This window comes from Ferrovibrio sp. GW821-FHT12F09 (assembly GCF_058806775.1).
Genome location: NZ_JBXAPZ010000001.1, coordinates 2,509,257 through 2,535,871 on the forward strand (window position 1 = coordinate 2,509,257; position 26,615 = coordinate 2,535,871).

Annotated in this window: 29 protein-coding genes and 1 tRNA gene; 22 read left to right on the forward strand and 8 right to left on the reverse strand. The window is 64.2% G+C overall.

What is annotated here, in order from left to right; all coding sequences use genetic code 11:
• The first annotated feature begins 34 nt into the window (after positions 1-34).
• The 6 genes from AC1ROB_RS12485 (at position 35) to AC1ROB_RS12510 (ending at position 7,414) form a co-directional block, all read left to right on the forward strand.
• Positions 35-2,380, forward strand: coding sequence for a sensor histidine kinase NtrY-like (locus AC1ROB_RS12485; RefSeq protein WP_492970841.1), 2,346 nt, complete (start codon positions 35-37; stop codon positions 2,378-2,380).
• On the forward strand, positions 2,370-3,764 hold the full coding sequence (gene ntrX / locus AC1ROB_RS12490; protein ID WP_492970840.1) for a nitrogen assimilation response regulator NtrX: 1,395 nt from the start codon (positions 2,370-2,372) through the stop codon (positions 3,762-3,764). Before AC1ROB_RS12485 ends, ntrX begins: the two co-directional genes overlap by 11 nt.
• Positions 3,765-3,783: 19 nt before the next feature.
• Positions 3,784-4,680 (forward strand): D-amino-acid transaminase, encoded by an 897-nt coding sequence (locus tag AC1ROB_RS12495; RefSeq protein ID WP_492970839.1) that lies wholly within the window; start codon positions 3,784-3,786, stop codon positions 4,678-4,680.
• Positions 4,681-4,908: 228 nt separating this feature from the next.
• Positions 4,909-5,178, forward strand: coding sequence for an RNA chaperone Hfq (gene hfq, locus AC1ROB_RS12500; protein ID WP_492970838.1), 270 nt, complete (start codon positions 4,909-4,911; stop codon positions 5,176-5,178).
• Between the two features lie 77 nt (positions 5,179-5,255).
• Positions 5,256-6,584: a GTPase HflX gene (gene hflX / locus AC1ROB_RS12505; protein WP_492970837.1), complete on the forward strand. Its 1,329-nt coding sequence runs from the start codon at positions 5,256-5,258 to the stop codon at positions 6,582-6,584.
• A complete protein-coding gene (locus AC1ROB_RS12510) occupies positions 6,584-7,414 on the forward strand; it encodes an inositol monophosphatase family protein (protein ID WP_492970836.1) in 831 nt (276 codons plus the stop codon). The genes hflX and AC1ROB_RS12510 overlap by 1 nt, the downstream gene beginning before the upstream one ends.
• A gap of 4 nt (positions 7,415-7,418) precedes the next feature.
• Here the strand turns inward: AC1ROB_RS12510 and AC1ROB_RS12515 are convergent, their stop codons facing one another.
• A complete protein-coding gene (locus AC1ROB_RS12515) occupies positions 7,419-7,751 on the reverse strand; it encodes a hypothetical protein (protein ID WP_492970835.1) in 333 nt (110 codons plus the stop codon).
• 435 nt (positions 7,752-8,186) lie between these two features.
• Between AC1ROB_RS12515 and gyrA the strand changes: the two genes are divergently transcribed.
• The 6 genes from gyrA to tgt are packed head-to-tail and all read left to right on the forward strand — an operon-like array spanning position 8,187 to position 14,763.
• On the forward strand, positions 8,187-10,919 hold the full coding sequence (gene gyrA / locus AC1ROB_RS12520) for a DNA gyrase subunit A (protein WP_492970834.1): 2,733 nt from the start codon (positions 8,187-8,189) through the stop codon (positions 10,917-10,919).
• A gap of 14 nt (positions 10,920-10,933) precedes the next feature.
• A complete protein-coding gene (coaD, locus tag AC1ROB_RS12525) occupies positions 10,934-11,455 on the forward strand; it encodes a pantetheine-phosphate adenylyltransferase (RefSeq protein ID WP_492970833.1) in 522 nt (173 codons plus the stop codon).
• Positions 11,452-12,024 (forward strand): peptidylprolyl isomerase, encoded by a 573-nt coding sequence (locus AC1ROB_RS12530; protein ID WP_492970832.1) that lies wholly within the window; start codon positions 11,452-11,454, stop codon positions 12,022-12,024. Before coaD ends, AC1ROB_RS12530 begins: the two co-directional genes overlap by 4 nt.
• Positions 12,025-12,035: 11 nt before the next feature.
• Positions 12,036-12,518 (forward strand): peptidylprolyl isomerase, encoded by a 483-nt coding sequence (locus tag AC1ROB_RS12535; protein ID WP_492970831.1) that lies wholly within the window; start codon positions 12,036-12,038, stop codon positions 12,516-12,518.
• A 41-nt stretch (positions 12,519-12,559) separates the two neighbouring features.
• Positions 12,560-13,609, forward strand: a complete 1,050-nt coding sequence (gene queA, locus AC1ROB_RS12540; RefSeq protein ID WP_492970830.1) for a tRNA preQ1(34) S-adenosylmethionine ribosyltransferase-isomerase QueA — start codon at positions 12,560-12,562, stop codon at positions 13,607-13,609.
• Positions 13,606-14,763, forward strand: coding sequence for a tRNA guanosine(34) transglycosylase Tgt (gene tgt / locus AC1ROB_RS12545; protein ID WP_492970829.1), 1,158 nt, complete (start codon positions 13,606-13,608; stop codon positions 14,761-14,763). The genes queA and tgt overlap by 4 nt, the downstream gene beginning before the upstream one ends.
• Positions 14,764-14,890: 127 nt before the next feature.
• Here the strand turns inward: tgt and AC1ROB_RS12550 are convergent, their stop codons facing one another.
• From AC1ROB_RS12550 to AC1ROB_RS12565, 4 genes are all read right to left on the reverse strand, one after another.
• Entirely contained in the window at positions 14,891-15,193 is a 303-nt protein-coding gene (locus tag AC1ROB_RS12550; RefSeq protein ID WP_492970828.1) for a hypothetical protein, read from the reverse strand.
• A 2-nt stretch (positions 15,194-15,195) separates the two neighbouring features.
• Positions 15,196-15,606: a PAS domain-containing protein gene (locus AC1ROB_RS12555; protein ID WP_492972195.1), complete on the reverse strand. Its 411-nt coding sequence runs from the start codon at positions 15,604-15,606 to the stop codon at positions 15,196-15,198.
• A 161-nt stretch (positions 15,607-15,767) separates the two neighbouring features.
• Positions 15,768-15,843 (reverse strand) — tRNA-Lys (locus AC1ROB_RS12560).
• A 99-nt stretch (positions 15,844-15,942) separates the two neighbouring features.
• Positions 15,943-16,938: a hypothetical protein gene (locus AC1ROB_RS12565; protein WP_492970827.1), complete on the reverse strand. Its 996-nt coding sequence runs from the start codon at positions 16,936-16,938 to the stop codon at positions 15,943-15,945.
• A gap of 37 nt (positions 16,939-16,975) precedes the next feature.
• On the opposite strand from AC1ROB_RS12565, the gene AC1ROB_RS12570 reads away from it, so the two are divergent.
• The 7 genes from AC1ROB_RS12570 to AC1ROB_RS12600 all read left to right on the forward strand — a co-directional run bounded on the left by AC1ROB_RS12570 (position 16,976) and on the right by AC1ROB_RS12600 (position 20,394).
• Positions 16,976-17,539, forward strand: coding sequence for a hypothetical protein (locus tag AC1ROB_RS12570; protein ID WP_492970826.1), 564 nt, complete (start codon positions 16,976-16,978; stop codon positions 17,537-17,539).
• Positions 17,540-17,637: 98 nt separating this feature from the next.
• On the forward strand, positions 17,638-17,826 hold the full coding sequence (locus tag AC1ROB_RS12575) for a DUF4170 domain-containing protein (RefSeq protein ID WP_492970825.1): 189 nt from the start codon (positions 17,638-17,640) through the stop codon (positions 17,824-17,826).
• 133 nt (positions 17,827-17,959) lie between these two features.
• Positions 17,960-18,604: a hypothetical protein gene (locus tag AC1ROB_RS12580; RefSeq protein ID WP_492970824.1), complete on the forward strand. Its 645-nt coding sequence runs from the start codon at positions 17,960-17,962 to the stop codon at positions 18,602-18,604.
• A gap of 12 nt (positions 18,605-18,616) precedes the next feature.
• Positions 18,617-18,952: a hypothetical protein gene (locus AC1ROB_RS12585; RefSeq protein WP_492970823.1), complete on the forward strand. Its 336-nt coding sequence runs from the start codon at positions 18,617-18,619 to the stop codon at positions 18,950-18,952.
• Between the two features lie 102 nt (positions 18,953-19,054).
• Positions 19,055-19,255 (forward strand): magnesium and cobalt transport protein CorA, encoded by a 201-nt coding sequence (locus AC1ROB_RS12590; RefSeq protein WP_492970822.1) that lies wholly within the window; start codon positions 19,055-19,057, stop codon positions 19,253-19,255.
• Positions 19,256-19,295: 40 nt separating this feature from the next.
• On the forward strand, positions 19,296-19,778 hold the full coding sequence (locus tag AC1ROB_RS12595) for a hypothetical protein (RefSeq protein WP_492970821.1): 483 nt from the start codon (positions 19,296-19,298) through the stop codon (positions 19,776-19,778).
• Between the two features lie 10 nt (positions 19,779-19,788).
• On the forward strand, positions 19,789-20,394 hold the full coding sequence (locus AC1ROB_RS12600; RefSeq protein ID WP_492970820.1) for a hypothetical protein: 606 nt from the start codon (positions 19,789-19,791) through the stop codon (positions 20,392-20,394).
• Between the two features lie 7 nt (positions 20,395-20,401).
• On the opposite strand, the gene AC1ROB_RS12605 is transcribed toward AC1ROB_RS12600, so the two are convergent.
• From AC1ROB_RS12605 to AC1ROB_RS12615, 3 genes are all read right to left on the reverse strand, one after another.
• Positions 20,402-21,943: an amidohydrolase family protein gene (locus AC1ROB_RS12605; protein WP_492970819.1), complete on the reverse strand. Its 1,542-nt coding sequence runs from the start codon at positions 21,941-21,943 to the stop codon at positions 20,402-20,404.
• 109 nt (positions 21,944-22,052) lie between these two features.
• Complete coding sequence (locus AC1ROB_RS12610) at positions 22,053-22,580, reverse strand: hypothetical protein (RefSeq protein WP_492970818.1); 528 nt, start codon at positions 22,578-22,580, stop codon at positions 22,053-22,055.
• Entirely contained in the window at positions 22,571-23,329 is a 759-nt protein-coding gene (locus AC1ROB_RS12615; protein ID WP_492970816.1) for an SDR family oxidoreductase, read from the reverse strand. The genes AC1ROB_RS12610 and AC1ROB_RS12615 overlap by 10 nt, the downstream gene beginning before the upstream one ends.
• A gap of 119 nt (positions 23,330-23,448) precedes the next feature.
• Between AC1ROB_RS12615 and AC1ROB_RS12620 the strand changes: the two genes are divergently transcribed.
• From AC1ROB_RS12620 to AC1ROB_RS12630, 3 genes are read left to right on the forward strand one after another with little or no spacing between them, the layout of a single operon-like run.
• On the forward strand, positions 23,449-24,333 hold the full coding sequence (locus AC1ROB_RS12620; RefSeq protein ID WP_492970815.1) for an alpha/beta fold hydrolase: 885 nt from the start codon (positions 23,449-23,451) through the stop codon (positions 24,331-24,333).
• Between the two features lie 6 nt (positions 24,334-24,339).
• Positions 24,340-25,116: a DUF502 domain-containing protein gene (locus AC1ROB_RS12625; protein ID WP_492970814.1), complete on the forward strand. Its 777-nt coding sequence runs from the start codon at positions 24,340-24,342 to the stop codon at positions 25,114-25,116.
• A 16-nt stretch (positions 25,117-25,132) separates the two neighbouring features.
• Complete coding sequence (locus tag AC1ROB_RS12630; protein WP_492970813.1) at positions 25,133-26,593, forward strand: M81 family metallopeptidase; 1,461 nt, start codon at positions 25,133-25,135, stop codon at positions 26,591-26,593.
• Positions 26,594-26,615 lie beyond the last annotated feature (22 nt).

Below are 26,615 nucleotides of genomic sequence, written 5' to 3' on the forward strand. Positions count from 1 at the left end.
GGCCGATGGCCGGCTCAGCACCGATTCACGCCCCATGACCGACGATACGATCCCGGAAACTCCCGTTGCCCCGGGCGTACGGCTGTGGCGGCGCGCCCAGGACTGGTTCCGGCGCCATAACCTGATCCGGCATCTGGAAATCACCCTGGCGGTCGCCGCCGTGGTGGCCGGCACCCTGACCTATCTGGCGATGACGCCGGGCGCCAACCGCGACCTGACGCCGCGCGAGGTGCAGGTCCTGCTGCTCAGCGACCTGATCGTGCTGCTCAGCCTGACCAGCCTGGTTGCCCGCCGCCTGGTGGTGCTGTGGATGCAGCGCCGGCGTGGCGTCGCCGGCTCGCGGCTGCATGCCCGCATGGTGATGATGTTCGCCGCGGTTACGGCGCTGCCCACCGTAATGATGACGGTGTTTGCCGTGCTGTTCTTCAATCTCGGCCTGCAGACCTGGTTCAGCGAGCGCGTGAACACAGCCGTGACGGCTTCGGTCGCGGTGGCCGAAGCCTACATCCAGGAGCATCGCAAGACCATCCGCGCCGATGTGCTGGCCATGGCGGTCGACCTCAATCGCGAAGCGCCGCGCCTGACCCGCAATCCCTTCGCCTTCCAGCAGGCGGTGCGCCAGCTCTCGCGCCTGCGCGGCCTGGGCGAGGCTATTGTCTTCACCTCCACCGGCGAGCTGCTGGCGCGCAACGAGCTCAGCCTGCTGATGGAGTTCGACCGTATCCCGACGCGGGCGATCCAGGATGCCAATGAAGGCCAGGTGGTCATCATCACGGCCGAGACCGATGACCGGGTGCGCGCCCTGGTGCGGCTGGATGGCTATCTGGATGCCTATCTCTATGTCGGCCGCTTCCTCGATGCGAAGGTGCTGAGCGATCTGGAGCGCGCCCGCAACGCGGCGATCCAGTACAGCCGGCTGGAACAGGCGCGTTCGGCGCTGGAGATCAATTTCGCCATCCTGTTCATGCTGGTGTCGCTGCTGCTGTTGCTGGCCGCGATCTGGTTCGGTCTGCTGATCGCCAACCGCCTGATCGCGCCGATCGGCGAAGTGGTGACGGCGGCCGAGCGCATCCGCAGCGGCGACCTGACCGCGCGCGTCACTGAACGCGCCGATGATGACGAGCTGGCGACGCTGGGCCGCACCTTCAACCGCATGACCAGCCAGCTTGCCGCCCAGCAGTCCGAACTGATCGCGGCCAATCGCCAGCTCGATGAACGACGCCGTTTCACCGAAACCGTGCTGGCGGGCGTTTCGGCCGGCGTGATCGGCGTCGATCCGCAGGGACTGGTGACGCTGCCCAATCCGTCGGCCCAGGCGATGCTGCAGAAGAGCTTCGATGACATGGTGGGCCGTCCCTTTGCTGAGGCCGCGCCCGAGATGGCCGAGCTGTTCCAGCAGTTGAGCGATCGCCCGGCCGAGGCGGTCGAGCGCGGCCAGGTGGTGGTGCAGCGTGCCGATGGCGCCCGCACGCTGCTGGTGCGTATTGCCCGCGAGGTCACCGGCAACGAGCTGCTGGGCTATGTCGTCACCTTTGACGATGTCAGCGAACTGGTGGCGGCGCAGCGCAATGCGGCCTGGGCTGATATCGCCCGCCGCATCGCCCATGAAATCAAGAATCCGCTGACGCCGATCCAGCTGTCGGCCGAGCGGCTCAAGCGCAAATACATGAAGGAAGTGCAGACCGATCCGGAGATCTTTGCCCAGTGCACCGACACCATCATCCGTCAGGTTGGCGATATCGGCCGCATGGTTGATGAGTTCTCCACCTTCGCCCGCATGCCGCGTCCGGTCTATCGCGAGGAAGACCTGGGACAGCTGGTGCGCCAGGGCGTCTTCCTGCAGCAGGTGGCGCGACCCGATATCCGCTTCGAGACCGATCTGCCGGTCACGCCGGTGCGCATCAACTGTGATGCGCGGCAGGTGGCGCAGGTGCTGACCAATATCCTGCAGAATGCCGTCGACGCGATCGATGGCCGCGAACGGCCGGCTGGCGTGACAATGCCGCAGGGCCATATTTCAATCGGTTTGCGGATCAATGAGACGGCGGCCGATATCACGGTGATGGACAATGGCCGCGGCCTGCCCAGCGAAAACCGCGACCGACTGTTCGAGCCCTATGTCACCACGCGCACCAAGGGCACGGGCCTGGGCCTCGCCATCGTCAAGAAGATCATCGAGGAGCATGGCGGCACCATTTCGCTCAGCGATGCCGCCCTGTTTGATCCGGCGGCCAAAAATGGTAGCTTGGCGCGCATCAGGCTGCCGGGCGTCATTATCGGCGATACCGCAGAGGCCGATGGCGCCGGTCAGAATGGCGGGCCGCTGAAGAGCCAGGAAACGCTACGCAGATTGTTGGGTTCGGATCGTCATGGCGCGTGACATTCTTATTGTTGATGACGAGGCGGATATCCGCAATCTGGTCGGCGGCATCCTGCAGGATGAAGGCTATGAAGTACGCATGGCCGGTGATTCAGATGGCGCCCTGCGCGAGATCGAGGCACGCCGGCCCAATGCGGTGATCCTGGATATCTGGCTGCAGGGCAGCAAGCTGGACGGCCTGGAGATTCTCGATCGCATCATCCGCGATCACAGCACCGTGCCGGTGGTGATGATCTCCGGCCATGGCAATATCGAAACCGCGGTTTCCGCCATCAAGCGCGGGGCCTATGACTATATCGAGAAGCCGTTCAAGAGCGACCGGCTGCTGCTGCTGGTCGAGCGTGCGCTGGAACAGGCACGGCTGAAGCGCGAGAATCTTGACCTGCGCCAGCGCTCGGGCACGGCAATCGACCTGATCGGCGCATCGCCGGCAATCACGGCACTGCGCCAGGCTGTCGACCGCGTGGCGCCGACCAACAGCCGCGTGCTGATCTCCGGTCCCCCGGGCGCCGGCAAGGAAATGATCGCCCGCCAGCTGCACCAGCGTTCGCGCCGGGCCGGGGCCGCTTTCGTGGTCTTCAATGTTGCCACCGTGACGCCAGACCGCCTCGAGCAGGAGTTGTTCGGCATCGAGGAGCAGGTGAACGGCCAGCGGCAGCACAAGATCGGCGTGCTGGAAGAGGCCCATGGCGGCACGCTGTTCCTGGACGAGGTCGCCGAAATGTCGGGCGAGGCGCAGGCCAAGCTGCTGCGCGTGTTGACCGAACAGAGTTTCGAGCGCGTTGGCGGCCGCACCCGCGTGCAGGTCGATGTGCGTATCGTGTCGGGCACGGCCCATGACCTGACCGCGCGGGTGGGGCAGGGCCAGTTCCGGCAGGATCTGTTCCATCGCCTGAATGTCGTGCCGCTGAAAGTGCCGGCCCTGCGCGACCGCCGCGAGGATATCCCGCTGCTGGTCCGGCATTTCACTCAGGTCGAGGCGCAGCGCCAGGGCGTGCCGCCGCGTGAGCTGGCGGAAGATGCGCTGCTGGCCATGCAGTCGGCGGAATGGCCCGGCAATGTGCGCGAACTGCGCAATGCCGTGGCGCGGCTGCTGATCATGTTGCCGGCCGAGCAGAAGGGCATGATCCATGCCGACATGCTGCCGGCCGATCTGGGCGCCACGCCGCCGGTGGCGCTGCGCCCGGAAACCACCACGGAAGTGATGGCGCTGCCGCTGCGCGAAGCGCGCGAGATGTTCGAGCGCGAATACCTGCTGGCACAGATCACCCGCTTCGGCGGTAATGTCTCGCGCACCGCGAGCTTCATCGGCATGGAGCGTTCGGCGCTGCATCGCAAGCTGAAGGCTCTTGGCGTCGTCAATCTGGATCGCAACGCTAACTGATTTCGAAAGGCAGCAACGGATGTCGCGTGTCGTCTATGTCAATGGCCAGTATGTGCCCTACGGGCAGGCCGCCGTTCATGTGGAAGACCGCGGGTTCCAGTTCGCCGACGGTGTGTATGAAGTGATTGCCGTGATCAACGGCCGTCTGGTCGATCTCACCGGTCATCTGGACCGGCTGGACCGCAGCCTGGATGAATTGCGCATCGACCGGCCGATGGCGCGCGGCCCGCTGAAGGTGGTGCTGAACGAAACCGTGCGGCGCAATCGCGTGCGCGAGGGCAGCGTCTATCTGCAGGTTACCCGCGGTGCGGCGCGGCGCGAATTCAGCTTCCCCGTCGACACCCCGCCCAGCCTGATCGCCATCGGCCGCCACGCCGATATGAAAAAAGCCGGTGAGAAGGCTGCCAGGGGCGTTGCGGCGATCACGCAGCCCGATATCCGCTGGGGCCGCTGTGACATCAAGACGGTCGGGCTGCTGCCGGCGGCTCTGGCCAAGCAGGCCGCGAAAGAGGCCGGCGCCTATGAGGCTTGGCTGGTTGACCGCGACGGCTTTGTCACCGAAGGCAGTTCGTCGAATGCCTGGATCGTGACCAGGGACAATGTGCTGGTCACCCGCAAGCTCGGCACCAACATCCTGGGCGGCATCACCCGCAACGCGGTGATCGAACTGGCGAAGCGCGAGGGGCTGAAATTCGAGGAACGCGCCTTTACGGTGGCCGAGGCTCTGGATGCCAAAGAGGCGTTCGTGTCCTCGACCACGTCCTATGTCATGCCCATCGTGACACTGGACGGCAAGCCGATCGGTAATGGCGGTCCGGGCGTGGTGGCATCGAAGCTGCGGAGCCTTTACGAGGCTCATGCCGAGAGCCATGGCGGCGGCAAGGCCGACTGGGACGCACCCTTCCTGGCCCCCTGAATTCTGCTCTGCAGATTGGCCGTATAAGTGGTGCGCAGCCCATCCATGGCTGGCGTGACCCGATGCCGCAGTGCACGCCATTCTTTTGCCACTTTCGCCGAATAGTGCTTTAATTCCTGCGTGAGGGGCAGCGGCCGCCGCCCCCGCAGGACCGGTTCGGTGCGTATGGGCCGACTGGTAAAAAAATAAAATAAATACAACAACATAAGAAAAGAAAGGTCCATAACAATGGCCGCCGACAAGCCTCAGAACGTCCAGGACGTTTTCCTCAATCACATCCGCAAGACCAAGACCCCGGTGACCGTCTTCCTCGTCAACGGCGTCAAGCTGCAGGGCATCATCAGCTGGTTCGACAACTTCTCGGTGCTGCTGCGCCGCGACGGTCACATGCAGCTGGTCTACAAGCATGCCATCTCGACCGTGATGCCGTCGGGCCCGATCCAGCTCTTCGACCCGGCCGCGGCCGGCGAAAAGACCAGCGCCGGGGAACAGGGCTGACCCAGGCGGGTTTTATCCCCCGGAACGGTGCCCCCAGCTTAGTGCATTGGGGCCGGTGCATCGTGTAAGTTTGCCTGATGTCTGATCATGACACTCTGGAAGACGAGCGCGCCCGCCGCGCGCTCGTCCTTCATCCGTTTCTGAAGTCCGCCCATGCCAAGGCCGTGGCCGCCAGCCAGCGCCGCCGTCCGGAGGCGCGTCTGGACGAGGCCGTTGGCCTGGCAGCCGCCATCAACCTGGATGTCGTGCGCAGCGATGCCGTGCCGCTGTCCAACTGGCGTCCAGGCACCCTGATGGGGCCAGGCAAGGTGGAAGAGCTGGCCGCCTGGATCGTCGAGAACCCGGTCGATGTGGTGATCGTCGATGCGGCGGTTACGCCGGTACAGCAGCGCAATCTGGAACGCGGCCTGAAAGCCAAGGTGATCGATCGCACCGGGCTGATCCTCGAAATCTTTGGTGCCCGCGCCCGCACCAAGGAAGGCCGCCTGCAGGTCGAACTGGCGCATCTGAATTACCAGCGTTCGCGCCTGGTGCGGTCCTGGACCCACCTTGAACGCCAGCGCGGCGGTTTCGGCTTCCTCGGCGGTCCCGGTGAAAGCCAGCTCGAAATCGACCGTCGCCTGATCGGCGACCGTATCATCCGTATCAAGGAAGACCTGGCGCAGGTGGTGAACACCCGCTCGCTGCACCGACGCGCGCGCCAGAAAATCCCGTATCCGGTGGTGGCGCTGGTCGGCTACACCAATGCCGGCAAGTCGACGCTGTTCAACCGGCTGACGCAATCCGAAGTCTTTGCCAAGGACCTGCTGTTCGCCACCCTGGACCCCACCATGCGCGACCTGCGCCTGCCGTCCGGGCGCAACATCATCCTGAGCGACACAGTCGGTTTCATTTCCGAACTGCCCACCCATCTGGTCGCCGCCTTCCGCGCCACCCTGGAAGAGGTGATCTCGGCTGACGTGGTGCTGCATGTGCGCGATCTGTCGCACCCTGACACGGAGGCCCAGGCCGCCGATGTGCAGGATGTGCTGACTTCGCTGGGCATCGGCGAGACCAGCGGCCATCGCCGGCTGGAAGCCTGGAACAAGGCCGATCTGCTGCCGGTGGATGAACGCGAGACCCTGCAGAACCAGGCCGACCGCCAGGAGGATGTGGTGCTGATCTCGGCGCTGGACGGGTCTGGCTGCGACACACTGCTGCAACGCATCGATGACATGCTGGGCAGCGACCGGGTCGAACTGGATGTCACGCTGAATGCCGGTGACGGCGCGGCCATCGCCTGGCTGCATCGCCATGGCGAGGTGCTGGACATGCAGGAGGCCGATGGCCATCTGAAGCTCTCGGTCGCCCTGAGCCAGGCGGAAGCGGGCAAATGGCTCAAGCGCCAGGAAGGGAAAGCCGTGTAATGGCTGTACAGATCGACATGGACGCCGTTCGGCTGCTGATGGAAGAGGCGGCGCGCACCACCATCCTGCCGCATTTCCGCAAGCTCAAGGCCGGCGATATCGACCAGAAGGCCGGGCCCCATGACGTGGTGACCGTGGCCGACAAGGCCTCGGAAGCGTTTCTCACGCCGCGCCTGCAGGCCCTGGTGCCCGGATCCACCGTAGTGGGCGAGGAGGCCAGCAGCGCCGACGAGGGCATCATGGATGCCTTGCGGCGCCCTGGATATGCCTGGCTGATCGATCCCATCGACGGCACCGCCAATTTCGCCGTCGGCAGCCAGCTGTTCGCCGTGATGGTGGCGCTAGTGAAGGATGGCGATGCGGTCGCCGCCTGGATCTATGATCCGATCCGCAACATCTGCGCCATGGCCGAGAAGGGCAAGGGCACCGTGATCCGCGAGGCCGATGGCACGCTACGCAAGATCAACATGCCGAAACCGCCATCGCTGGCGCATCTCTCGGGCGCGCCCAATCTGCGCTACGGCGACCGCGACTTTGCCGCGCGCATTGCCCATCGCATGGACAAGACCGCCGGCGTGATGATCCTGCGCTGCGCCGGCCAGGAATACCTCGCCATGCTGGACGGCCATTTCCATTACGCGGTCTACAACCGCGCCATGCCCTGGGATCACACCGCCGGCTGCCTGCTGATTTCAGAGGCCGGCGGCATCGCTCGCCGCCTGAACGGCGACAACTATCGCGCCGCCGACAAGCCTTTCATCAGCCCGCTGGTGGCCGCCTGCGGCGAAGACCAGTGGAGCTGGCTGAAGAAAGACATCTTCGACGCCTGATCTGCTATAGCTCGCGGCAGAGTATTTGATTCAGTCTTTCGGGTTGGACTTCATATAAGCAGGCAAGGCCGCTAACGCTAACATCTAAGAGCAAATTGGGTGCGTTGGATTTGTTAATCCAAGAATATGAGGAAAATGTATTCCACTTTTCCGCTTTCTGTAGCTGCGGGCCAAAGAAGTCGGAATACTGAAGATTCCTTTCAGCAAGAATGGTTTTGGCAGCATTTTTGGCCGCATTCAGCTGGCTCGCTTCATCCAACTGCGCCAGATAAAACCCACCAATGCCGGTTACAACGGCAGTGCATATTATGGCGACTATTGCAGTTTTATTTTTCATGGCAGCTACCAGCCAGAGGGCATGTATACGCCGCAAGATTTAGCAGAATGCTTCTTTAGATGACCAACACTATCGACATGCAGGCGGTCGGCGACCTGCTGGTGCAGGCCGGCCACAATTCGGCGTCGCCTGCCTGCTGATTTCAGAGGCCGGCGGCATCGCCAAACGGCTCGACGGCAGCTTCTATCGCGCCACCGACAAGCCCTTCATCAGCCCGCTGGTGGCCGCCTGCGGCGAAGACCAGTGGATGTGGCAGAAAACCGGTATTTTCGACCCCTGATTTTGGGGTCTGAAACAGGCCCCGCGGCATTGCTGCAACGCCCCCCGACATGGTAGTTTTTCCGGCCTGATTCCAGGGCCGAATCCGGCCCGTGCGGGCCGTGTGATTCGCCCGCAAAATCGCCCGCAGCACTCTCATTTCCGGACGCCCGTTTCGTGACCGATCAGACCAAGACGCAGGACATCCAGCCGATCTCCATCGAAGAGGAGATGCAGCGCTCATACCTCGGTTACGCCATGAGCGTGATCGTGTCGCGCGCGCTGCCCGATGCGCGCGATGGCCTGAAACCGGTGCACCGGCGCATCCTGTTCTCGATGCACGAGAACGGCTACACCTCCGACAAGGCCTATCGTAAATCGGCCCGCGTGGTCGGTGACGTGATGGGTAAATATCATCCCCATGGCGACCAGTCGATTTACGACGCCATGGTGCGCATGGCGCAGCCGTTTTCGATGAGCCAGCTGCTGCTCGACGGCCAGGGCAACTTCGGTTCGATGGACGGCGATAAGGCCGCCGCGATGCGTTACACCGAAATCCGTCTGGAAAAGGCGGCGGAAGCGCTGCTGACGGATATTGACAAGGACACCATCGATTATCAGTCGAACTACGACGACAGCACCCGCGAACCCACGGTGCTGCCGGCCCAGTTTCCCAATCTGCTGGTGAATGGCGCCAACGGCATCGCCGTCGGCATGGCCACCAACATCCCGCCCCATAACATGGGCGAGGTGATCGACGCCTGCTGCGCCTATGTCGACAATCCGGACATCACGCTGGAGCAGCTGCTGGAAATCCTGCCGGCGCCCGATTTCCCCACCGGCGGTATTATTCTGGGCCGGGCCGGTGCCAAGTCGGCCATGTGGACCGGCCGCGGCTCGGTGATCGTGCGCGGCAAGGTGCATTTCGAGGAGATCCGCAAGGACCGCGAAGCCATCATCATCACCGAGATCCCGTTCCAGGTGAACAAGGCCTCGATGATCGAAAAGATGGCCGAACTGGTGCGCGCCAAGAAGATCGAAGGCATCTCCGACCTGCGCGACGAGTCCGACCGCGACGGCGTGCGTGTGGTGGTCGAGATCAAGCGCGACGCCATGGCCGACGTGGTGCTGAACCAGCTCTACCGCTTCACCCCGCTGCAGAGCAGCTTCGGCGTCAACATGCTGGCGCTGAATGCCGGCAAGCCGGAACTGCTGAACATCAAGCAGCTGATCGGCGCCTTCGTGAACTTCCGCGAGGAAGTGATCCTGCGCCGCACCCGATTCCTGCTGAACAAGGCGCGCGACCGCGCCCATGTCCTCGTTGGCCTGGCCATTGCGGTGGCTAATATCGACGAGGTGATCAAGACCATCCGCGCCGCGCCCGATCCGCAGACCGCGCGCGAACAGCTGATGACCCGCGAATGGCCGGCCTCCGACGTGGCCGACATGATCAGCCTGATCGACGATCTGAGCCACAAGGTGATCGATGGCAAGTACAAGCTGTCGGAAACCCAGGCCCGCGCCATCCTCGACCTGCGCCTGCAGCGCCTGACTGCGCTCGGCCGCGACGAGATCGTCGACGAGATGAAGACGCTCGCCGTCGAGATCAACGAATATCTCTCCATTCTCGGCAACCGCGACAAGCTGATGGGCATTCTGCGGGCCGAGCTGGTTTCGGTGCGCGAGCGCTTTGCCGTGCCGCGCCGGACCCAGATCGCCGAGATGGAGTTCGAGCAGGATGACGAAGACCTGATCCAGCGCGAAGACATGGTGCTGACGGTCAGCTTCGGCGGCTATGTCAAGCGCACGCCGCTGTCGACCTATCGCCTGCAGAAGCGCGGCGGCAAGGGCCGCACCGGCATGAGCACCAAGGACGAGGATTTCGTCACCCGTGTGCTGGTCGCCAGCACCCATACGCCGGTGCTGTTCTTCTCCAATATCGGCCGCGTCTACAAGCTGAAGGTCTATCGCCTGCCGGAAGGCACGCCGCAGTCGCGCGGCAAGGCCTTTGTGAACCTGCTGCCGCTGGCTGACGGCGAAAAGATCACCCAGGTGCTGCCGCTGCCTGAGGACGAGGCGAAGTGGGGTGAGCTGCATGTCATGTTCGCCACCGCCAAGGGCTATGTCCGCCGCAATGACTTGAGCGATTTCGTTTCGATCAATGCCAATGGCAAGATCGCCATGAAGTTCGAGGGCGAGGATGCCGATGACCGTCTGATCGGCGTGCTGCCCTGCACCGAGCAGGACGATATCGTGCTGGCCTCCTATGCCGGCAAATGCGTGCGCTTCCCGGTCGATGATGTCCGCACCTTCCAGAGCCGTGCTTCCACCGGCGTGCGCGGCATGAAGCTGGCCGACGAGGATCATGTGATCTCGATGTCGGTGCTGCGCCATATCGAGACCTCGGCCGAGGAACGCGAGGCCTATCTCAAATATGCCACGGCCCAGCGCCGTATCCGCGAAGGCGAAACCGGCGTCGAGCTGGCGTCCGACCTGCCCATGCAGCGCATAACCGAATTGCAGGCCGCCGAGCAGTTCATCCTGACCGCCACCGAAAAGGGCTACGGCAAGCGCAGTTCGGCTTACGAATATCGCATCACCAGCCGCGGCGGTTCGGGCATCATCAATATCGAGACCACGCCGAAGAACGGCAATGTGGCCGCCGCCTTCCCGGTGGAGCATGACGACCAGATCATGCTGGTCACCGATGGCGGCCAGGTGATCCGTTGCCCGGTCGACGATATCCGCATTGCCGGCCGCAGCACCCAGGGCGTTATCATCTTCAAGCTGGGCGATGGCGAGAAGGTTGCGTCAGTCGCCCATTTGCCGGAAAGTGGCCCGAATGAAGCCGGCCAGGACGAAGGTCCGGCCGAGGAAACGGGCGACACGGCGGGTGATACGCCGGAGTAATCTGGGGAGAGCGAATGACCAAGCAGCGGATCGGATTGTACCCGGGCACTTTCGATCCGGTTACCAAGGGTCATTACGACATCATCAAGCGCGCGGCCAAGCTGGTCGACAAGCTGGTGGTCGGCGTCGCGGTCAATGTCGGCAAGGGCCCGCTGTTCTCGATGGAAGAGCGCGTCGATATGGTGCGCGAGGAAATCGGCCCGCTGATGCCCGGCGCCACCGAATTCGAGGTCAAGCCGTTTTCCAACCTGCTGATGCATTTCGCCATGGACCTGGGCGCAGTGATGATCATCCGCGGCCTGCGCGCCGTGTCGGATTTCGAATACGAATTCCAGATGGTCGGCATGAATGCCCGGCTGAATTCCGAGATCGAGACTGTTTTCCTGATGGCCTCTGACAATCATCAGTTCATCGCATCCCGCCTGGTCAAGGAGATCGCCATGCTGGGTGGCGACATCGCGCCGTTCGTATCGCCGCGCGTGGCCGAACGCATGCGGGTGAGCATCGCGGCCCTCAAGGAAAAAGGCGAAGCATGATCCCCAATCGTCTTCTGCGGCGTCAGTTCATCACGCTCGGTCTGGGTCTGGCCGCCGCGCTCTCGTGGCCATTCGCCGCCCGAGCGCAGGGTCGGACCGATCCGGAAAACACCCTGCTTCTCGACCTGCAGTTCGGTCAGGTGGTGATCGCGATGCGCCCCGACCTGGCGCCGAACCACGTGAAGCGCATCAAGGAACTGGTCCGCAAGAATTTCTATGACGGTACGGTCTTCCATCGCGTGATCCGCGGTTTCATGGCCCAGGGTGGCGATCCGACCGGCACCGGTGCCGGCGGCTCCGGCCAGAAGCTGAATGCCGAATTCAGCCGCGAACCGCACAAGCGCGGCACCGTATCGATGGCGCGTTCCAACCAGCCGAACAGCGCCGACAGCCAGTTCTTCATCTGCCTCGACGACGCCCCGCATCTGGACGGCCAGTACACCGTCTGGGGCCGCGTCGTCAGTGGCATGGAATTCGTCGACCGCATCAAGAAGGGCGCGCCGGGCAGCGGCGCCGTCGACGACCCTGACAAGATTGTTCGCCTGCGCGTTGCAGCCGACGCCAAGTAAAAGGACTTCCCATGAGTGACGACCTGGACAACACCCTCTATCTCGAGCTGAAGGACGGTCGCGTCACCATCAAGCTGCGCCCCGATCTGGCGCCGAACCATGTGAAGCGCATCAAGGAGCTGGCGAGCCAGCATTTCTACGATGGCCTCAAGTTCCATCGCGTGATCGAAGGCTTCATGGCGCAGACCGGCGATCCGCGGGGCGATGGCACCGGCGGTTCGGGCGAGAACCTGAAGGCGGAATTCTCCAAGGAGCCGCATGTGCGCGGCACCTGCTCGATGGCGCGCGCTCAGAATCCGAACAGCGCCGACAGCCAGTTCTTCATCTGCTTCGCCGACGCCCGCTTCCTCGATGGCCAGTATACCGTCTGGGGCGAAGTGACCGAGGGCATGGAGCATGTCGACGCCATCAAGCGCGGCAACCAGGCCCGCAATGGCAGCGTGACCGATCCCGACAAGATCATCACGATGCGCGTCGCCACCGACGCCGACTGATCGCGGCCCGCCCCGGATTTCTGGGGGGTGAGGGCAGGGACATGCTGGTTTCCGATTTCGACTTCGACCTGCCGGCGCATCTGATCGCCGAGCGGCCGGCCGTGCCGCGAGAGGCGGCGCGGCTGCTGCATGTGGCTGGCGGCATCGACCCTGTGGCCTATACGGTGGCCGACCTGCCGCGGCTGCTGAAGGCCGGCGACCTGCTGGTCTTCAATGATACCCGGGTAATCCCGGCGCGGCTCTATGGCCGGCGCGAACGCGATCCCGAGGTCCGTCTGGAAGCCTTGCTGCTGAAATCGCTCGGCGACCGCTGCTGGACCGTGATGGCCAAACCGGCCAAGCGCCTGAAGGAGGGCGACCGCGCGCTGTTCGAGGGCGGCATCACCGCCGAGATGGTCGAGCGCCGCGACGATCAACTGGTGCTGCGCTTCGACCGCGACGATACGGCGCTGCTGCTGGCCCTGAACGAGTCCGGCGCCATGCCGCTGCCGCCCTATATCGTGGCCCAGCGCAAGGCCGATGCGCAGGACAAGACCGACTACCAGACGGTGTTCGCCGAAAAGACCGGCGCGATTGCCGCGCCCACGGCCGGCCTGCATTTCACGCCCGCCCTGATCGAGACGCTGAAAGCCGCCGGCATCGGCTTTGCCCGCGTGACGCTGCATGTCGGCGCCGGCACCTTCCTGCCGGTCAAGGTCGACCGGGTGGAAGACCATAAAATGCATGCCGAATGGGGCGAGGTGACGGCCGAGACCGTGGCGGCCATCGCGGAGACGAAGGCGCGCGGCGGCCGGGTGATCGCCATCGGCACGACGTCGCTGCGGCTGCTGGAAAGCGCCGCCCGTGACGGAGCCTTGAAGCCTTTTGCCGGCGAGACCGATATCTTCATCACGCCGGGCTTCCGGTTCCGGGCGGCGGATGGCCTGATGACCAACTTCCATCTGCCCAAATCCACCCTGCTGATGCTGGTCGCGGCCTTTGTGGGGCAGGGGCTGCAGCGGGCGATCTACCGGGAAGCCGTGGAGAAGGGCTTCCGTTTCTACTCTTACGGCGATACAAGCCTGCTGTTCAGACAGGCCCAGCCCACATGACCCTTCGTTTCTCCGTATCCGCCCGCGATGGCGCCGCCCGCCAGGGCCGGCTCGAAACCGCCCATGGCGCCATCGATACGCCGACCTTCATGCCGGTGGGCACGGCGGCGACCGTGAAGGCGATGACGCCCGAGGCGGTGGTCGAGACCGGCGCGCAGATCATTCTGGGCAATACCTATCACCTGATGCTGCGGCCGACGGCCGAGCGCGTCGCCAAGATGGGCGGCCTGCACAAATTCATGAACTGGGCCGGCCCGATCCTGACCGATTCCGGCGGCTTCCAGGTGATGTCGCTGTCGCAGCTTAACAAGGTCACGGAACAGGGCGTCGCCTTCCAGTCGCATATCGACGGTGCGCGTTATGAACTGACGCCGGAACGCTCGATCGAAATCCAGGACCTGCTGGATGCGACCATCACCATGCAGCTGGACGAATGCGTCAAGCTGCCGGCCGACGACAGGCGCGTCTCTGAAGCCATGCAACTTAGCCTGCGCTGGGCCGAACGCTGCAAGACGGCGTTCCGGCAGCGCGCAGGCTATGGCCTGTTCGGTATCGTGCAGGGCGGCACCAACGGGAGCTTGCGCGAAGAGTCGGCCAAGGGCCTGATCAAAACCGGCTTCGACGGCTATGCCGTCGGCGGCCTGGCGGTGGGCGAGACGCAGGCAGAAATGTTCGGCACGCTGGATGTGACCGTGCCGCATCTGCCGCAGGATCGGCCGCGCTACCTGATGGGCGTGGGCAAGCCATCGGATCTCGTGGGCGCGGTGCAGCGCGGCATCGATATGTTCGATTGCGTGATGCCGACGCGCTCTGGCCGCAACGGCCAGGCCTTCACCCGGCGCGGCACGCTGAACATCCGCAACGCCCGCCATGCCGAAGACCCGCGGCCGCTGGACGAGCGGTGCCGCTGCCCGGCCTGCCGCAGCTACAGCCGCGCCTATCTGCATCATCTGGTCCGCTCGGATGAAATCCTTGGCTCGATGCTGATGACCCAGCATAACCTGACCTATTACCAGGATCTGATGATCGGCATGCGCGCGGCTATCGGCGAACAGCGCCTTGATGCTTTCGCCGCCGATTTCCATGCCGGACAGGCGCAGGGAGATATTTCCATGGGCGATGTTGAAGCGCTGGGTGGTGGGGAGCCGCGGTAGCCATGCTGCTGCGGCATCTGAAGGTCTTCGGTATTGCTGCCTGCTTCGCCGCCGTCGCCTATGGCCTGGCGCATCTGCTCTTTCGCATCATTCACCATTGGTGACAGCGTTCTAGACGCTGCCAATCCTAAACGCTGAAGGCGTCGTCATCCTTGTGCAGGTGCAGGAAGCGGCCGATCTGGACTTTCAGCGTTTCCGGGTCGTAGGAGTCGTTGACTTTCAGCGCATGCAGGAACAGTTCGCGCTGCAGCGGCTGCGGCAGGTCGTTCCAGGTCAGCACCACGGCCGCGCCCAGGCATTTCAGGATATTGCTTTCCGAAACCGCGAAGTGATGGTCCTCGACTGCGCCGCCTTCGCCTTCCCAGCGCCGCAGCGCACGGGTGAGCTGGACATCGGCCGGGGCCGGTTGCGGAGTCTTGTCGGTGGTCATGCTCAGTCCTCGTCGCCGTAATAGCTGATATTGATCAGTTGCGCGGCCGTGCCGTGACCGCCCACCGTCACCGGCAGGGTAACAGATTCGAAATGCACGAAGCTGCGGTCGATGAAGTAATAGGTGCCGCTGGCCCGCAGCGGCTTCTGCTCGTCGGTGGCCCAGGAGAGGCCGCGATTGAAATCGGCATAGGCCGCGGCATCCATCACCTCGTCGACGAATTTTCCTGTCGGGTTACGGCCGGACTGCTGGCTGACCAGCGTGCCGTAGAGGCGGATGCGGAAGCGGCGTTCGGGCGGCATGCCCACCACCTCGTAGATCAGCACGCGCGGCAGATACGGGCGCAGCACGAAGGGCGAGAAGTCGCTGCGGTCGGGCAGGGCGCGCCCGGCGCGTTGCTGCTGCCACAGCATCACCAGATGGGTCAGCTCGGAACGGACAAAATTCAGGTCCGGATCCAGCCGGAGCCTGGTATCGACAATCTGCCGGTTCAGGGAATTTCTCCGCTTTTGGCGGGATCATATACCGGGAACAACTGGCCGGGGATTTAGTTTCGCATCTGGATCAAGGGAAGTGGTGAGCCCGCCGGGATTCGAACCCGGGACCTCTCGATTAAAAGTCGCTTGCTCTACCAGCTGAGCTACGGGCTCACAGAGGTCATTTTCCGGGCAGCAGCCCCTGAAAATCGCGGCGACCATAGGTCGCGCAGCGGCCCCCGTCAACCAACTGGATATTGTGAAAAAACAGGCTCATAGGGGCCGATCCGGGGCGATGCCGCGCTCGAACAGGCGCAGCATCAGGCTGCCCATCTCGATATAGGCGTCCACCGCCGCTATATCGCCGCCGAGCCAGCCATAACCAAAGCGGTGGACCGCGCCGCTGCGCGATTCGTCGGCGGCCTGCACGATGACCTCGGCCGGCAGGCTGCGGCGGAACAGCGGCACCAGCCGGGCGGCGCATTCGACGATCAGCCGCTGGCAGAACGGCTGCACCGCCAGGATGTCGCGCAGGAACCGCATCTGGTCGCCCACCCCCTGTTCGGCGATCACCAGCAGGCCGCCGTTGCGCAGGTCCTGCTGCTGCCAGCGCGGCAGGGTCAGGCCGACGCGCTGCACGGTGTCTGCACCGCCAGGCTGCAGGCGGTATTCATAATCCTGCAGCCCCGGATCCCAGTGGCCCAGGCTGAGCAGCATGGTGGTGCGTGCCATGCGGATGCTGCGGTTCTCCGGCTCCAGCGTCACGGCATGATCCAGCCAGCCGCGCGCCGCCGTGACATCGCCGCTCCGGAAAGCCGCCTCGGCGCCGGCGAGCAGGGCCTGGGGATGATCGGGCGCCAGCGCCAACGCGGCTTTCGCTGCCGCCAGCGCCGCGACAGTCGCGCCGCATTTCAGCAGCAGGTCGGCCAGCCGCGCCTGTGCCTGCGCATCCTGCGGCAGGGCTGCGGCGTGATGGCGCGCCAGCGTCAGCGCGGCGGCGGCAAATCCCGCATCGGCCATGGCGGCCAGCCGCGCATCGGTGAAGCCGGCATCGTCGGGCAGCAGGGCAAGGCCGGTTTCGGCTGCGGACCAGCTTTCGGCCCAGCGTCCGGCGCGGTGATACAGCGCGGCGGCAATGCGCAGCAGGCCGATATTGGCGGGGTCTTCGACACGCGCCCGGGCAAAGCGCTGCAGGGCGCCGTCAAGGTCGCCGGTCTGCAGGCTGGCGAGGCCGGCCTGGATCAGGCTCGCGGTGGCGGGAGTCGTCATGCTGGCGCCAGCATGGTCTGCCCCGTAATCTGCTGCAATGCTTGCCGGTTTCCTCCAGGCCGATCCTGCCGCTGTCGCTGTGTCCCGGCAGCGTCTTGCCGCCGTGTCCGCCGGCCGGCCCTGCATCGGCCTGTCATGGCGCAGCCGCAACACCCAATACGGGGCGGAGAAATCGCTGGCCCTGTCCGATCTCGCGCCGCTGCTGCGCCGGCAGGACCTGTTCTGGGTCGATCTGCAATATGGCGATACCGGGGACGAACGGGCGGCCGTGGCCGCCGCCGGCCTGACGCTCTGGCGCGACCCGCAGGTCGATCCGCTGACCGATCTGGAGGCCGCGGCCGGTCAGTATGCCGGCCTCGACCTGGTGATCACCGCCAGCAACACGGCCGCCCATCTGGCCGGCGCACTCGGCCTGCCCACCTGGCTGCTGCTGCCGGCGCCGGGTCTCGGCCTGCTCTGGTACTGGCAGCTCGACCGCGCCGACAGCCCGTTCTATCCGGGCGTCCGCTGCTTCCGGCAGGGCGCCGGCACCGAAGGCTGGTCCGGGCCGGTGGGGCAGGTTGCCGCCGCCCTGGACGCCCGTTTCCCGTTGAAAACGTAGCGTCGGTTACCAACTTACAACCTTTAAGGGGCTACACATCCCTTCGCAGTTGCGGGATAATAGCGGCCCTGATCCGGGCGAACCGGAGGATGAGGATCATGACCCAGTTTTACGTTGAAGGCGGCATTTTCAAGGACTTGGCGGATCCGGCACCGATCGGCGGAACCGAGGAGCGCTACGGCCCGTTCCAGACCGAGAAGGAAGCCGACCAGATCTGGCGCGCCCGCATGGCTGACAAGATCGATATCTGCAATCACCGCCTGCGGGTGATTCAGCGCGACGCATGATGCGCCGCGCCAGCCCGCCGAGGCTGCGCTTTCCCTGTTGCTAACCGGTTCAACTGCCACGATGATTTCGTGGCGGGCCGGCCGATTCGGCTAAGTCATGGCAAAAACCGTGACGGTATGAACGAGGGCAGCGATGTTCGATCCATACGCCGCCGGACGGCTGATCGCCAACCGGGGCGACCTGAAACGCAAGGCGGTAAATTTCAAGCGCGGCCAAGAGGTGCGCCTGAGTGCCGAATTGCGGGGTCAGATCGAGAAGATCATCGTGGAAAACCAGGCCGATTTTGAAACCAGCGCTGTCGATACCCTGCAGACCCTGAAAGAGGCCTGGGGCTCGGCCGCATTCAATTCCATCAGTCGCGCGCGCTATTACGAGTGGATCCACGATCTGGCGCTGGAGCTGAAAGGCCAGGGCGGCCTGTTCAATTATCCGCTGGTTACGCTCTATGCCGACAGCCTGAAAAATCTCTGCGCCGGCCTGTCGCAGCCGACGCCGCGCCTGCATGCGATCATCGGCCTCAACATCGACGCGCTGGGCATCATCATCCGTCGTCGCATCACTGGGCCGGGCAGCGTGCTGGAACGCCGTGTGGCCGAAGCCTTCCGCGAGGCCTATGTGAAAATGCGCCTGCGCCAGCCGTCCGAGATGGCGGTGGAGCATCGCGTCGCTCATGCGGTGCGCGAGTTGGATGCCAAGCGCGTCCCGAGCGTGCAGAATCCCGAATTGAAGGAAACCGCGCGCCAGTGGCCCACGGGCACGCGCCGGCCGGCCGGCTGATCGCCTCGCGTCATGGCCTCTTCGGACGATCGCAACAATCCCAATGGCCCGCCGGAGGGCTATAACTGGCGGCCGCAGGCCATCAAGCCGATTGCCGCGGTGGAAGTGATCTCCGACGCGATCAAGGACGCCGACAACAGCTATTTCTTCGAGAATTACACCAAGCAGGCCAATGCGGTGGTCGCCGCGCTGCGCAAGCATGGCTATGTGATCGTGCCGTATTACCCGACCGTCCAGATGGTCAAGGCGGCGATGGACGAGCTGCAATACGGCCAGAACAAGTTCACCAACGTCGTCATGCCGATCTATCTGGCCATGGTGAAGGCGGCGCCCAAGCCCAAGGGCTAGGCCGCTAACGCCGCCTTAACGGCGGGCTGTTATAGCGATTCTATGGTATTGCCGCGGAACTGCGGTAGAATGCCCCTCGGGGTTGGTTTGGAGTAGCAAGGCATGAGCCGGGACAAGCTGGTGGCTTTCCTGCGCGTTGCAGGGAATGAGCGGACGATCGAAATCCTGAAGCGCCTGCCGCCGCAGGAGGCTCAGGCCGTGCGCCAGGCGCTTGAGCAGACCCCCAACGTGGCCGCCTCGCAGGCGGATATGGCCGCCGATGCCGCGGCCACCTTTGTCGCCGCCGTTGCCCATAAACGCTAAGCCGCTGCGCCGCATCGTTGCGGGCGTGATACTGGCGGCCGTGGCGCTGCCGGCCCTCGCACAGGACGGGCTGGGGCCGGGCCGCCGGCCCAAGCGTCCCGATATCTGTTTCAATGTCGCCGAACTGGAAGCCGAAGCCGTCGTGCGCGGCGGCATGGTGATCCGCGATTTCGCCCGCGCCTGCGCCCGTCGCGGTCTGGATGGCACCATCTTGCCGATCTGGGGCAAATTCGACGAAGAGAATGCCCAGCAGTTCCGCGATGCCGTGACCACGCGCGCGGAAGCCTACAAGCGCAACTGGCCCGGCGATCCCTACGCCGAGCAGCGCGCCAACAATGCCGTTGTCGCCTCGCGCCAGATCGCCGATTTCGCGCCGGAGGAATGCACGGTGCTGGGCGAGCTGGTGGAAAAACTGCAGACCTGGGACGACTATATGCGCCATGTGCGCAGCACCGAACTCGGCCAGGTGAAAAACACCTACAAGACCTGCCCGAAGGGCAAGCGCGGCGCGCGCGGGTATTAGGGTGGGAAAAATGAATTACCTTAGGATCGATGAGCGCGAGGACTTCATTAGTAGTTTGGAGTATTGTGCCGAACTTTTCCCATTGGTTTCATCTAATCTGACGAAATGGAAGTGGTGCATTATTGCTATGCATAATGTGTTGCAAGGAGCTTTGGTTTGCACATTGAGCGGAACATCTGGAATTGGCGCTCTCTCCGATAGTAATTTTTCCGCTTGGAACGATTGGTTTGAGAAGTCGCATAATAATGAGAATCTAAAGTTGCCTAAAGAATATATGGCCGATCCAAAAACGCTGTATGAGCGGGCGAAGAAGGCTGAGTGGATGGCGGAATTTGGGGGAAGCGCGCTCGATGTCGATGATGAGGTGGGACAAGATGTTGAGCTGCTGAATAATCTGAGAAAGAATTTTTCCCATTTCACGCCAAAGGGATGGTCTATACAGCTTGCCGGTTTGCCGCGTGTGATGATGTCAATTCTTAGTGTTGTCGAGAAACTCATGGCCCATCCAGCAAACACATACCGGCATGATGTTGGGCAGTCTCAACGAATTGAAGTTGCTATCGCTGTAATCCGAAAATGTTTAAACGAAAATCAGCCAGAAGATAAGCCAACTTAAATTGGCATCACACCCGGCTGTTGACCGCGTAGAAGGGCTTGTCGATCAGGCCGTCTTCCCAGCCGGCATACCAGTCCTGCACATAGGGCTTGATCTGCGACAGCAGGTCGGCGCGGGCGCGATGCTCGGGCGTCAGGCCTTTGGCGCAGAAGGCGCGCGTTTCGGCATGCAGCGCCTTGACGTCGATGGACGTCACGACGTGATCCTCGACGCAGACCTTGCCGCCAACCACCACCGTATGCACGTCGACGCCCATGGCGCGCTCGATGAAGGCCTCCACCGGATCGAAGGCGGGATCGATCCAGGGATCGTCATTCACCCGTTTCATGTCGACCAGGATGGCGTCGCCCTTCCAGCCGGGCAGCAGCGCACCGACCTTGTCGAAACCGCAGGCCTGCGCGGCATTGACCGTGGCGGTCTCCAGCGCCTCATAGGCATCCATTGGTGGCGACTTCAGGTCGAAAGTGCTGAGGCGATGCACCTTGTGCATCATGCGCAGCTCCATCACCGCGTCTTCGTCGTCGTTGATGGTCTTGTCGTCCATGCCCATGGCGATGTTGACGCCGGCGGCCCGCATCGCCATCACCGGGGTGATGCCGTTACGCATATGAAAATTGCAGCTCGGATGCGTGGTCACCGTCGCACCCTGTTTGCCCATCAGCGCGATATCTTCTTCCGTCACCCAGATGGCATGGCCAAACGCGGTGCGTTTGCTCATCAGGCCGAGATCATGCAGCCACTGCACGGTCGGCTTGTTGTTGCGGCGCAGGCCCCATTCCTTCTGCACCGGGCTCTGCAGCAGATGCATGTGGATCATGGCCTCGCCATGGCTGTCGCTGGCTTCGCGCACGCGGTTGAGGAATTCCTCGCTGGCGCCATGCGCCCAGCAGGGCGCCAGCAGGATGCTGGTGTCGCTGCTGTTGAAGGTGGCATGCAGTTCGTCGAACAGGCTGAAATAGCTGTCCATCAGCGCCTCGCGGTCGAAGGCGACCAGCGCCTGCGCCTTGCTGCGCAGATCGGCGGGCAGGGTCTCCAGGAATTCCGTGCCGCCCATCGCCAGCTTGCTCTCGTCGCGGAAGCCGGGGCTGAAGGCGAGGCGGATGCCGCTGTCGAGATAGGTGCGGATGGCGATGCGGGCACGGCGCGCGCCCTCGGCGCCGTCATCGTCGAAGCCGTTATGATGCAGCGTCGTGCAGCCGCTGCGCAGATGCCGCCAGGCGCAGAGGCCGGAGGTCAGTTCCGGCGGCAGCACCGGCATATAGGCCCAGTCGAACAGCGCGTTTTCCAGGAAGTCGTTGCGCACGCCCTTCTGGATAGGAGACAGGCCGCGGCCATGGCTATGGGCGTCGATCAGGCCGGGCAGCAGCAGTTGCGTGCCATCGCCCAGCACGCGGGCCTGCGGATATTTGGCGGAGAGTGCGGTAAAGACGCCGGTTTCCAGCACCGTGCCGTCCTGGATCGCCACCGCGCCATCGGCGATCAGGCCCCCGGCCTTCAGGCGGGAATCGGTCAGCAGATGCCGTCCGCGCAGGATCAGGATGTCGCTCATGGAAGGACTCCGGGGCAGGATTGTCGCTGAGGCTATCCTTGCCGCCCGGCTTCCCGCTGTCGCGTGCCTTTTTGGCCGCCGGCCTTAACCCCGGGTTATGCCCGAACGCCTAGCTGTTCGGCGGCACCACGACGACGCGGTTGTTTTCCAGCAGGACGGAGCCGGCGCGGAAGACCGGCGTGCCATAGGGATCCATCTGGCCGATCACGCGCACGCGGTCGCCGGCCTTCACCTTGGTGAGGTCGCGCCAGGTCGAACCCAGGTTGATCACCTGGCTGGAATTGCCGTCGTTCAGTACGAAGGTGGTGGCCTGAGGCGACAGCACCACGCCCTGGATCATCACCGCCTTGCCGCGTGGAATCTCGGCGATCGGCACCAGGTCGGGCAGGGTGAAGGCCATGGTCTGGTTGCGCGGCGGCGGTGTGCTGTTCTTCGCCGCCGGCTTTGTCGCAGCCTTCGGTTTGATCGGCTGGTTTTCCGGCTCGGCCGCTGCGCGCGGATCGGTCGTCGTCGGTGTCGGCGGCGTGGTCTGCGCGCCCGGCTGCTGGGCTGGCGCGGTTGCCGGAGCCTGCTGGGCGGCCGCCGGCAGGGCCAGCAGCGCGCAGCAGGAGAGCAGGAGCAGGGATTTCAGATACATCTGCCGCCATCGACCTCCATGCAGACACCGGTGATGAAATTCGCCTCGTCGGAGGCGAAGTACAGCGCGGCATTGGCGATATCCTGCGGCGTGGAAAAACGCCCGATCGGAATCGTGCTGACGAATTTCGCCTTCATCTCGTCGGTTTCCGTGCCGCCCATGAATTCCTTCAGCATCGGGGTCAGGCCCGCCACCGGGTTCAGCGCGTTGACCCGGATCTGCTCGGGCGCCAGTTCCACGGCCAGCGCCTTGGTCAGCGTGATCACCGCGCCCTTGGAGCCGTTATACCACACCAGGCCGGGGCGGGGCCGCACGCCGGCAGTGGAGGCGATGTTGATGAAGGCGCCGGCCTTGCGCTTGCGCATTTCGGGCACCGCATGCATCGCCGAGAGATAGATGCTCTTGACGTTGACGGCGAAGATCTTGTCGAACGTGGCTTCGTCGGTCTGCAGCAGCGGCGCGTTGCGCTGCGGCATGCCGGCATTGTTGACCATGATGTCCAGCCCGCCGAAGGTATCCACCGCCTTGGCCACCAGATCCTTCATCTGTACGTTCTGGCTGACATCGGCGGCCACCGGCAGGGCCTTGTGCCCGGCCTTGTTGATCTCGGCCGCCACTTTTTCTGCTGCGGCGAGATTGAGGTCGCCGATCACCACCGCGGCGCCCTCCAGCGCAAACCGCTTGGCGATGCCCTCGCCGAAGCCCGAGCCGCCGCCGGTCACAATCGCCACCTTGCCTGCCAAACGCATAATCCAAGCCTCCCGGAAAATCTGTTAGCCAGCACTCTAGCCGCCCGGCTGGGGCATGCAAGCGCCTGATTCCCCTGCTAGACTGCTCGGATTGTGCGAGCTGGGCAAAGGAGTGAGCCGTGCTGTTCCCGGGATTTGAGCAAAAGCGCGTGGCTGGTGCGGGCGCCGAGATCAACCTGCGTGTCGGCGGCAAGGGGCCGGCGCTGCTGCTGCTGCACGGCTACCCGCAGACCCACGCCATGTGGCACCGGATCGCGCCCCGGCTGGCGGAAGACTTCACGGTCGTCTGCCCCGACCTGCGCGGCTATGGCGACAGTGCCAAGCCGGCCACCGAACCCGACCATGCCAGCTATTCCTTCCGTGCCATGGCCGCCGACATGGCGGCCGTGATGACGGCGCTCGGCCACGAGCAGTTCTTCCTCGCCGGCCATGACCGCGGCGGTCGCGTCTCGCATCGCCTGACGCTGGATCACCAGCCGCGCGTGAAGAAGGTGGCGACGCTCGACATCGTGCCGACCCTGCATCTGTACGAGAATGTGAACCAGCAGGTCGCCACCGGCTATTACCACTGGTTCTGGCTGATCCAGCCGGCGCCGTTCCCCGAGAAGATGATCGGGTCCGATCCGGAATTCTATCTGCGCAAGAAGACCGGTCACTGGTCGGGCGCCAGCTTCAAGTTCGATGAGGAAGCCATGCGGGAATACCTGCGCTGCTTCTCCAACCCCGACACGATCCATGCCTCCTGCGAGGATTACCGTGCGGCGGCCAGCATCGATCTGGTGCATGACCGCGCCGACCGCGCAGCCGGCAAACGGGTGACCTGCCCGGCGCTGATCCTCTGGGGCTCGAAGGGCCTGATGGACAAGGCCTATGACGTGCTGGACACCTGGCGCGACCGGGTGAGCGGGCCGCTCAGCGGCCATCCGGTCAACAGCGGGCATTTCCTCCCCGAGGAAGCGCCGGACGAAACTTATCAGGCGCTGCACAAGTTTTTCACGTCGTGAGCTGAGATGACCAACACGCCATCGCCTGACAACCTGCCGCCGATCATCCCCACCGTGGTGGCTGCCGCGCCGCCGCCGCGGCTCAGCCTGTTCACGCGGCTGCGCAACTATTTCCTCGCCGGCATCATCGTCACGGCGCCCATCGGCCTGACCATCTACCTGGTCTTCATCACGATTGAAGCCATCGACCGCAACGTGCGCAGCCTGGTGCCGCAGGGCTACCAGCCGGAACGCTTCATCCCCTACGAGTTGCCCTTCGGCATTCCGGGCCTTGGACTGATTGCCGCCTTTGTGCTGCTGACGCTGATCGGCTTCCTCGCCACCAACCTGATGGGCCGCACCCTGCTGCGCATCGGCGAGGCGCTGGTCAACCGCATGCCGGTGGTGCGCGGTGTGTATTCGGCGCTCAAGCAGATTTTCGAAACCATGTTCAGCCAGTCGGGCAATTCCTTCCGGCAGGTGGCGCTGGTGCCCTGGCCGTCGACCGGCTCCTGGACCATCGCCTTCGTCACCAACTATGTGCAGGGTCCGGAAGTCAGCGCCAATCTGGGCGAGGATCTGGTCACCGTCTATGTGCCGACCACGCCGAACCCGACCGGTGGCTACATGACCTTCTATCGCCGCCGCGACATCCAGATCCTGTCGATGACGGTGGACGAGGCGATGAAGCTGATCATCTCCTGCGGCGTGATCGTGCCGCACAGCATCGCGGCGGCGAAACCGGCTGGTGCGGCAAACGGCACCGCGAAACCCGATAACGGCGACGGCAATTTCACGCCCTGAGCGGTAAACTGCGTTCATGATGAATCAGAAAAAACGTCTCGCCGTCGCCCGCCTCTGGCATGAGGGCAACAGCTTCACCCCGCTGCCCACGGTCGCCGCCGATTTCGAACGCCGCGAATGGTTCGAGGGCGCAGAGCCTGTCGCGGGCTATCGCGGCACCGGCACCGAGCTGGGCGCGGTCGCCGCCTTCATCGACACGCATCCGGGCTGGGACGTCACGGTGCTGCGCTGTGCCTCGGCCCCGCCGGGCGGGCCGGTGGAGGACGCGCTGTATGAGCGCATCGTCACCGATATCCTGGATGGCCTGAAAAACCAGGCATGGGACGCCGTCTATCTGTCGCTGCATGGCGCGCTGGTCGCGGTGTCGGAGCCCGAGGCCGATCTGAAGCTGATCCGTCGCGTGCGGGCCGCCATCGGCGCTGCGCCGCTGGGCGTGAGCTTCGACCTGCATGCCAATATTGCGCCGGCGCTGCTGCCGCTGGTGGATTTCGCCTCGGGCTACAAAACCCATCCGCATATCGACATGAACGAGACGGCGGCCCGCGTGCTGGCCGAGCTTGAGCGGCTGGTGCAGGGTGGTGTGAAGCTGCAGGCTGCGGTGAACAAGCTGCCGGTGCTGCTGCACAGCTTCAACATGCGCACGGCTGCCGGCCCGATGGCGGACACGGTGAACGAGGCGACGGCGCTCACCACCGGTGGCGTGAAGGACATCAGCGTGTTCGGCGGTTTCGTCTGGGGCGACAGTCCCACGGCGGGCGCCTGCGTGCTGGCTTACGCCGAGACGGCCGAGCAGGCCGAGGACGCCGCCGATACCATCGCCGATGCGCTGTATCTGCGGCGCGCCGATTTCCGCACCAGCCTGCCGACGCCGGCCCAGGGCCTGGCCACTGCGCTGGCCACGCCGGGTCTGGTCTGCGTGGTGGAGCCGAGCGACAACCCGCTGTCCGGCGGCATCGGCGACACCACGGCGTTGCTGCGCGCGCTGCTGGAGACCGCGCTGGATGGCGAGGCGGTCTTCGCCTTCCTCTGCGATCCCGGTCTGGTGCAGGCGGCGACAGCCGCCGGCATCGGCGCGACGATAGAAGCGAAACTCGGCGGGCGGATTGCGCCGCATTTCGGCGCGCCGGTACAGACTGCGGCGGAGGTTGTCACGCTGACCGACGGGCAGTTCGTCAACGAAGGCCCGTTCGAGACCGGCATGACGGTGAATCTGGGCCCGACGGCGGTGCTGCGCGTCAACAAGGTGCGGATCATCGTCACCAGCAGCAGCCAGGCCGGCATCGATCCGGCCTATTTCGCCCTGCATGGCATCGACCTGCGCATCACGCGGCTGATCGCCGCCAAGGCCAAGAACCATTTCCGCGCCGCCTTTGCGGATCGCGCCGCCATCATCGTCGATGTCGACACGCCGGGCCCGGCGGCGCTCGATCTGGCCCTGCTGCCGTTCCGGCATCTGCCGTCCGGCATGGAGATGTAAAAAAACGGGGCGCCGGCTTTCG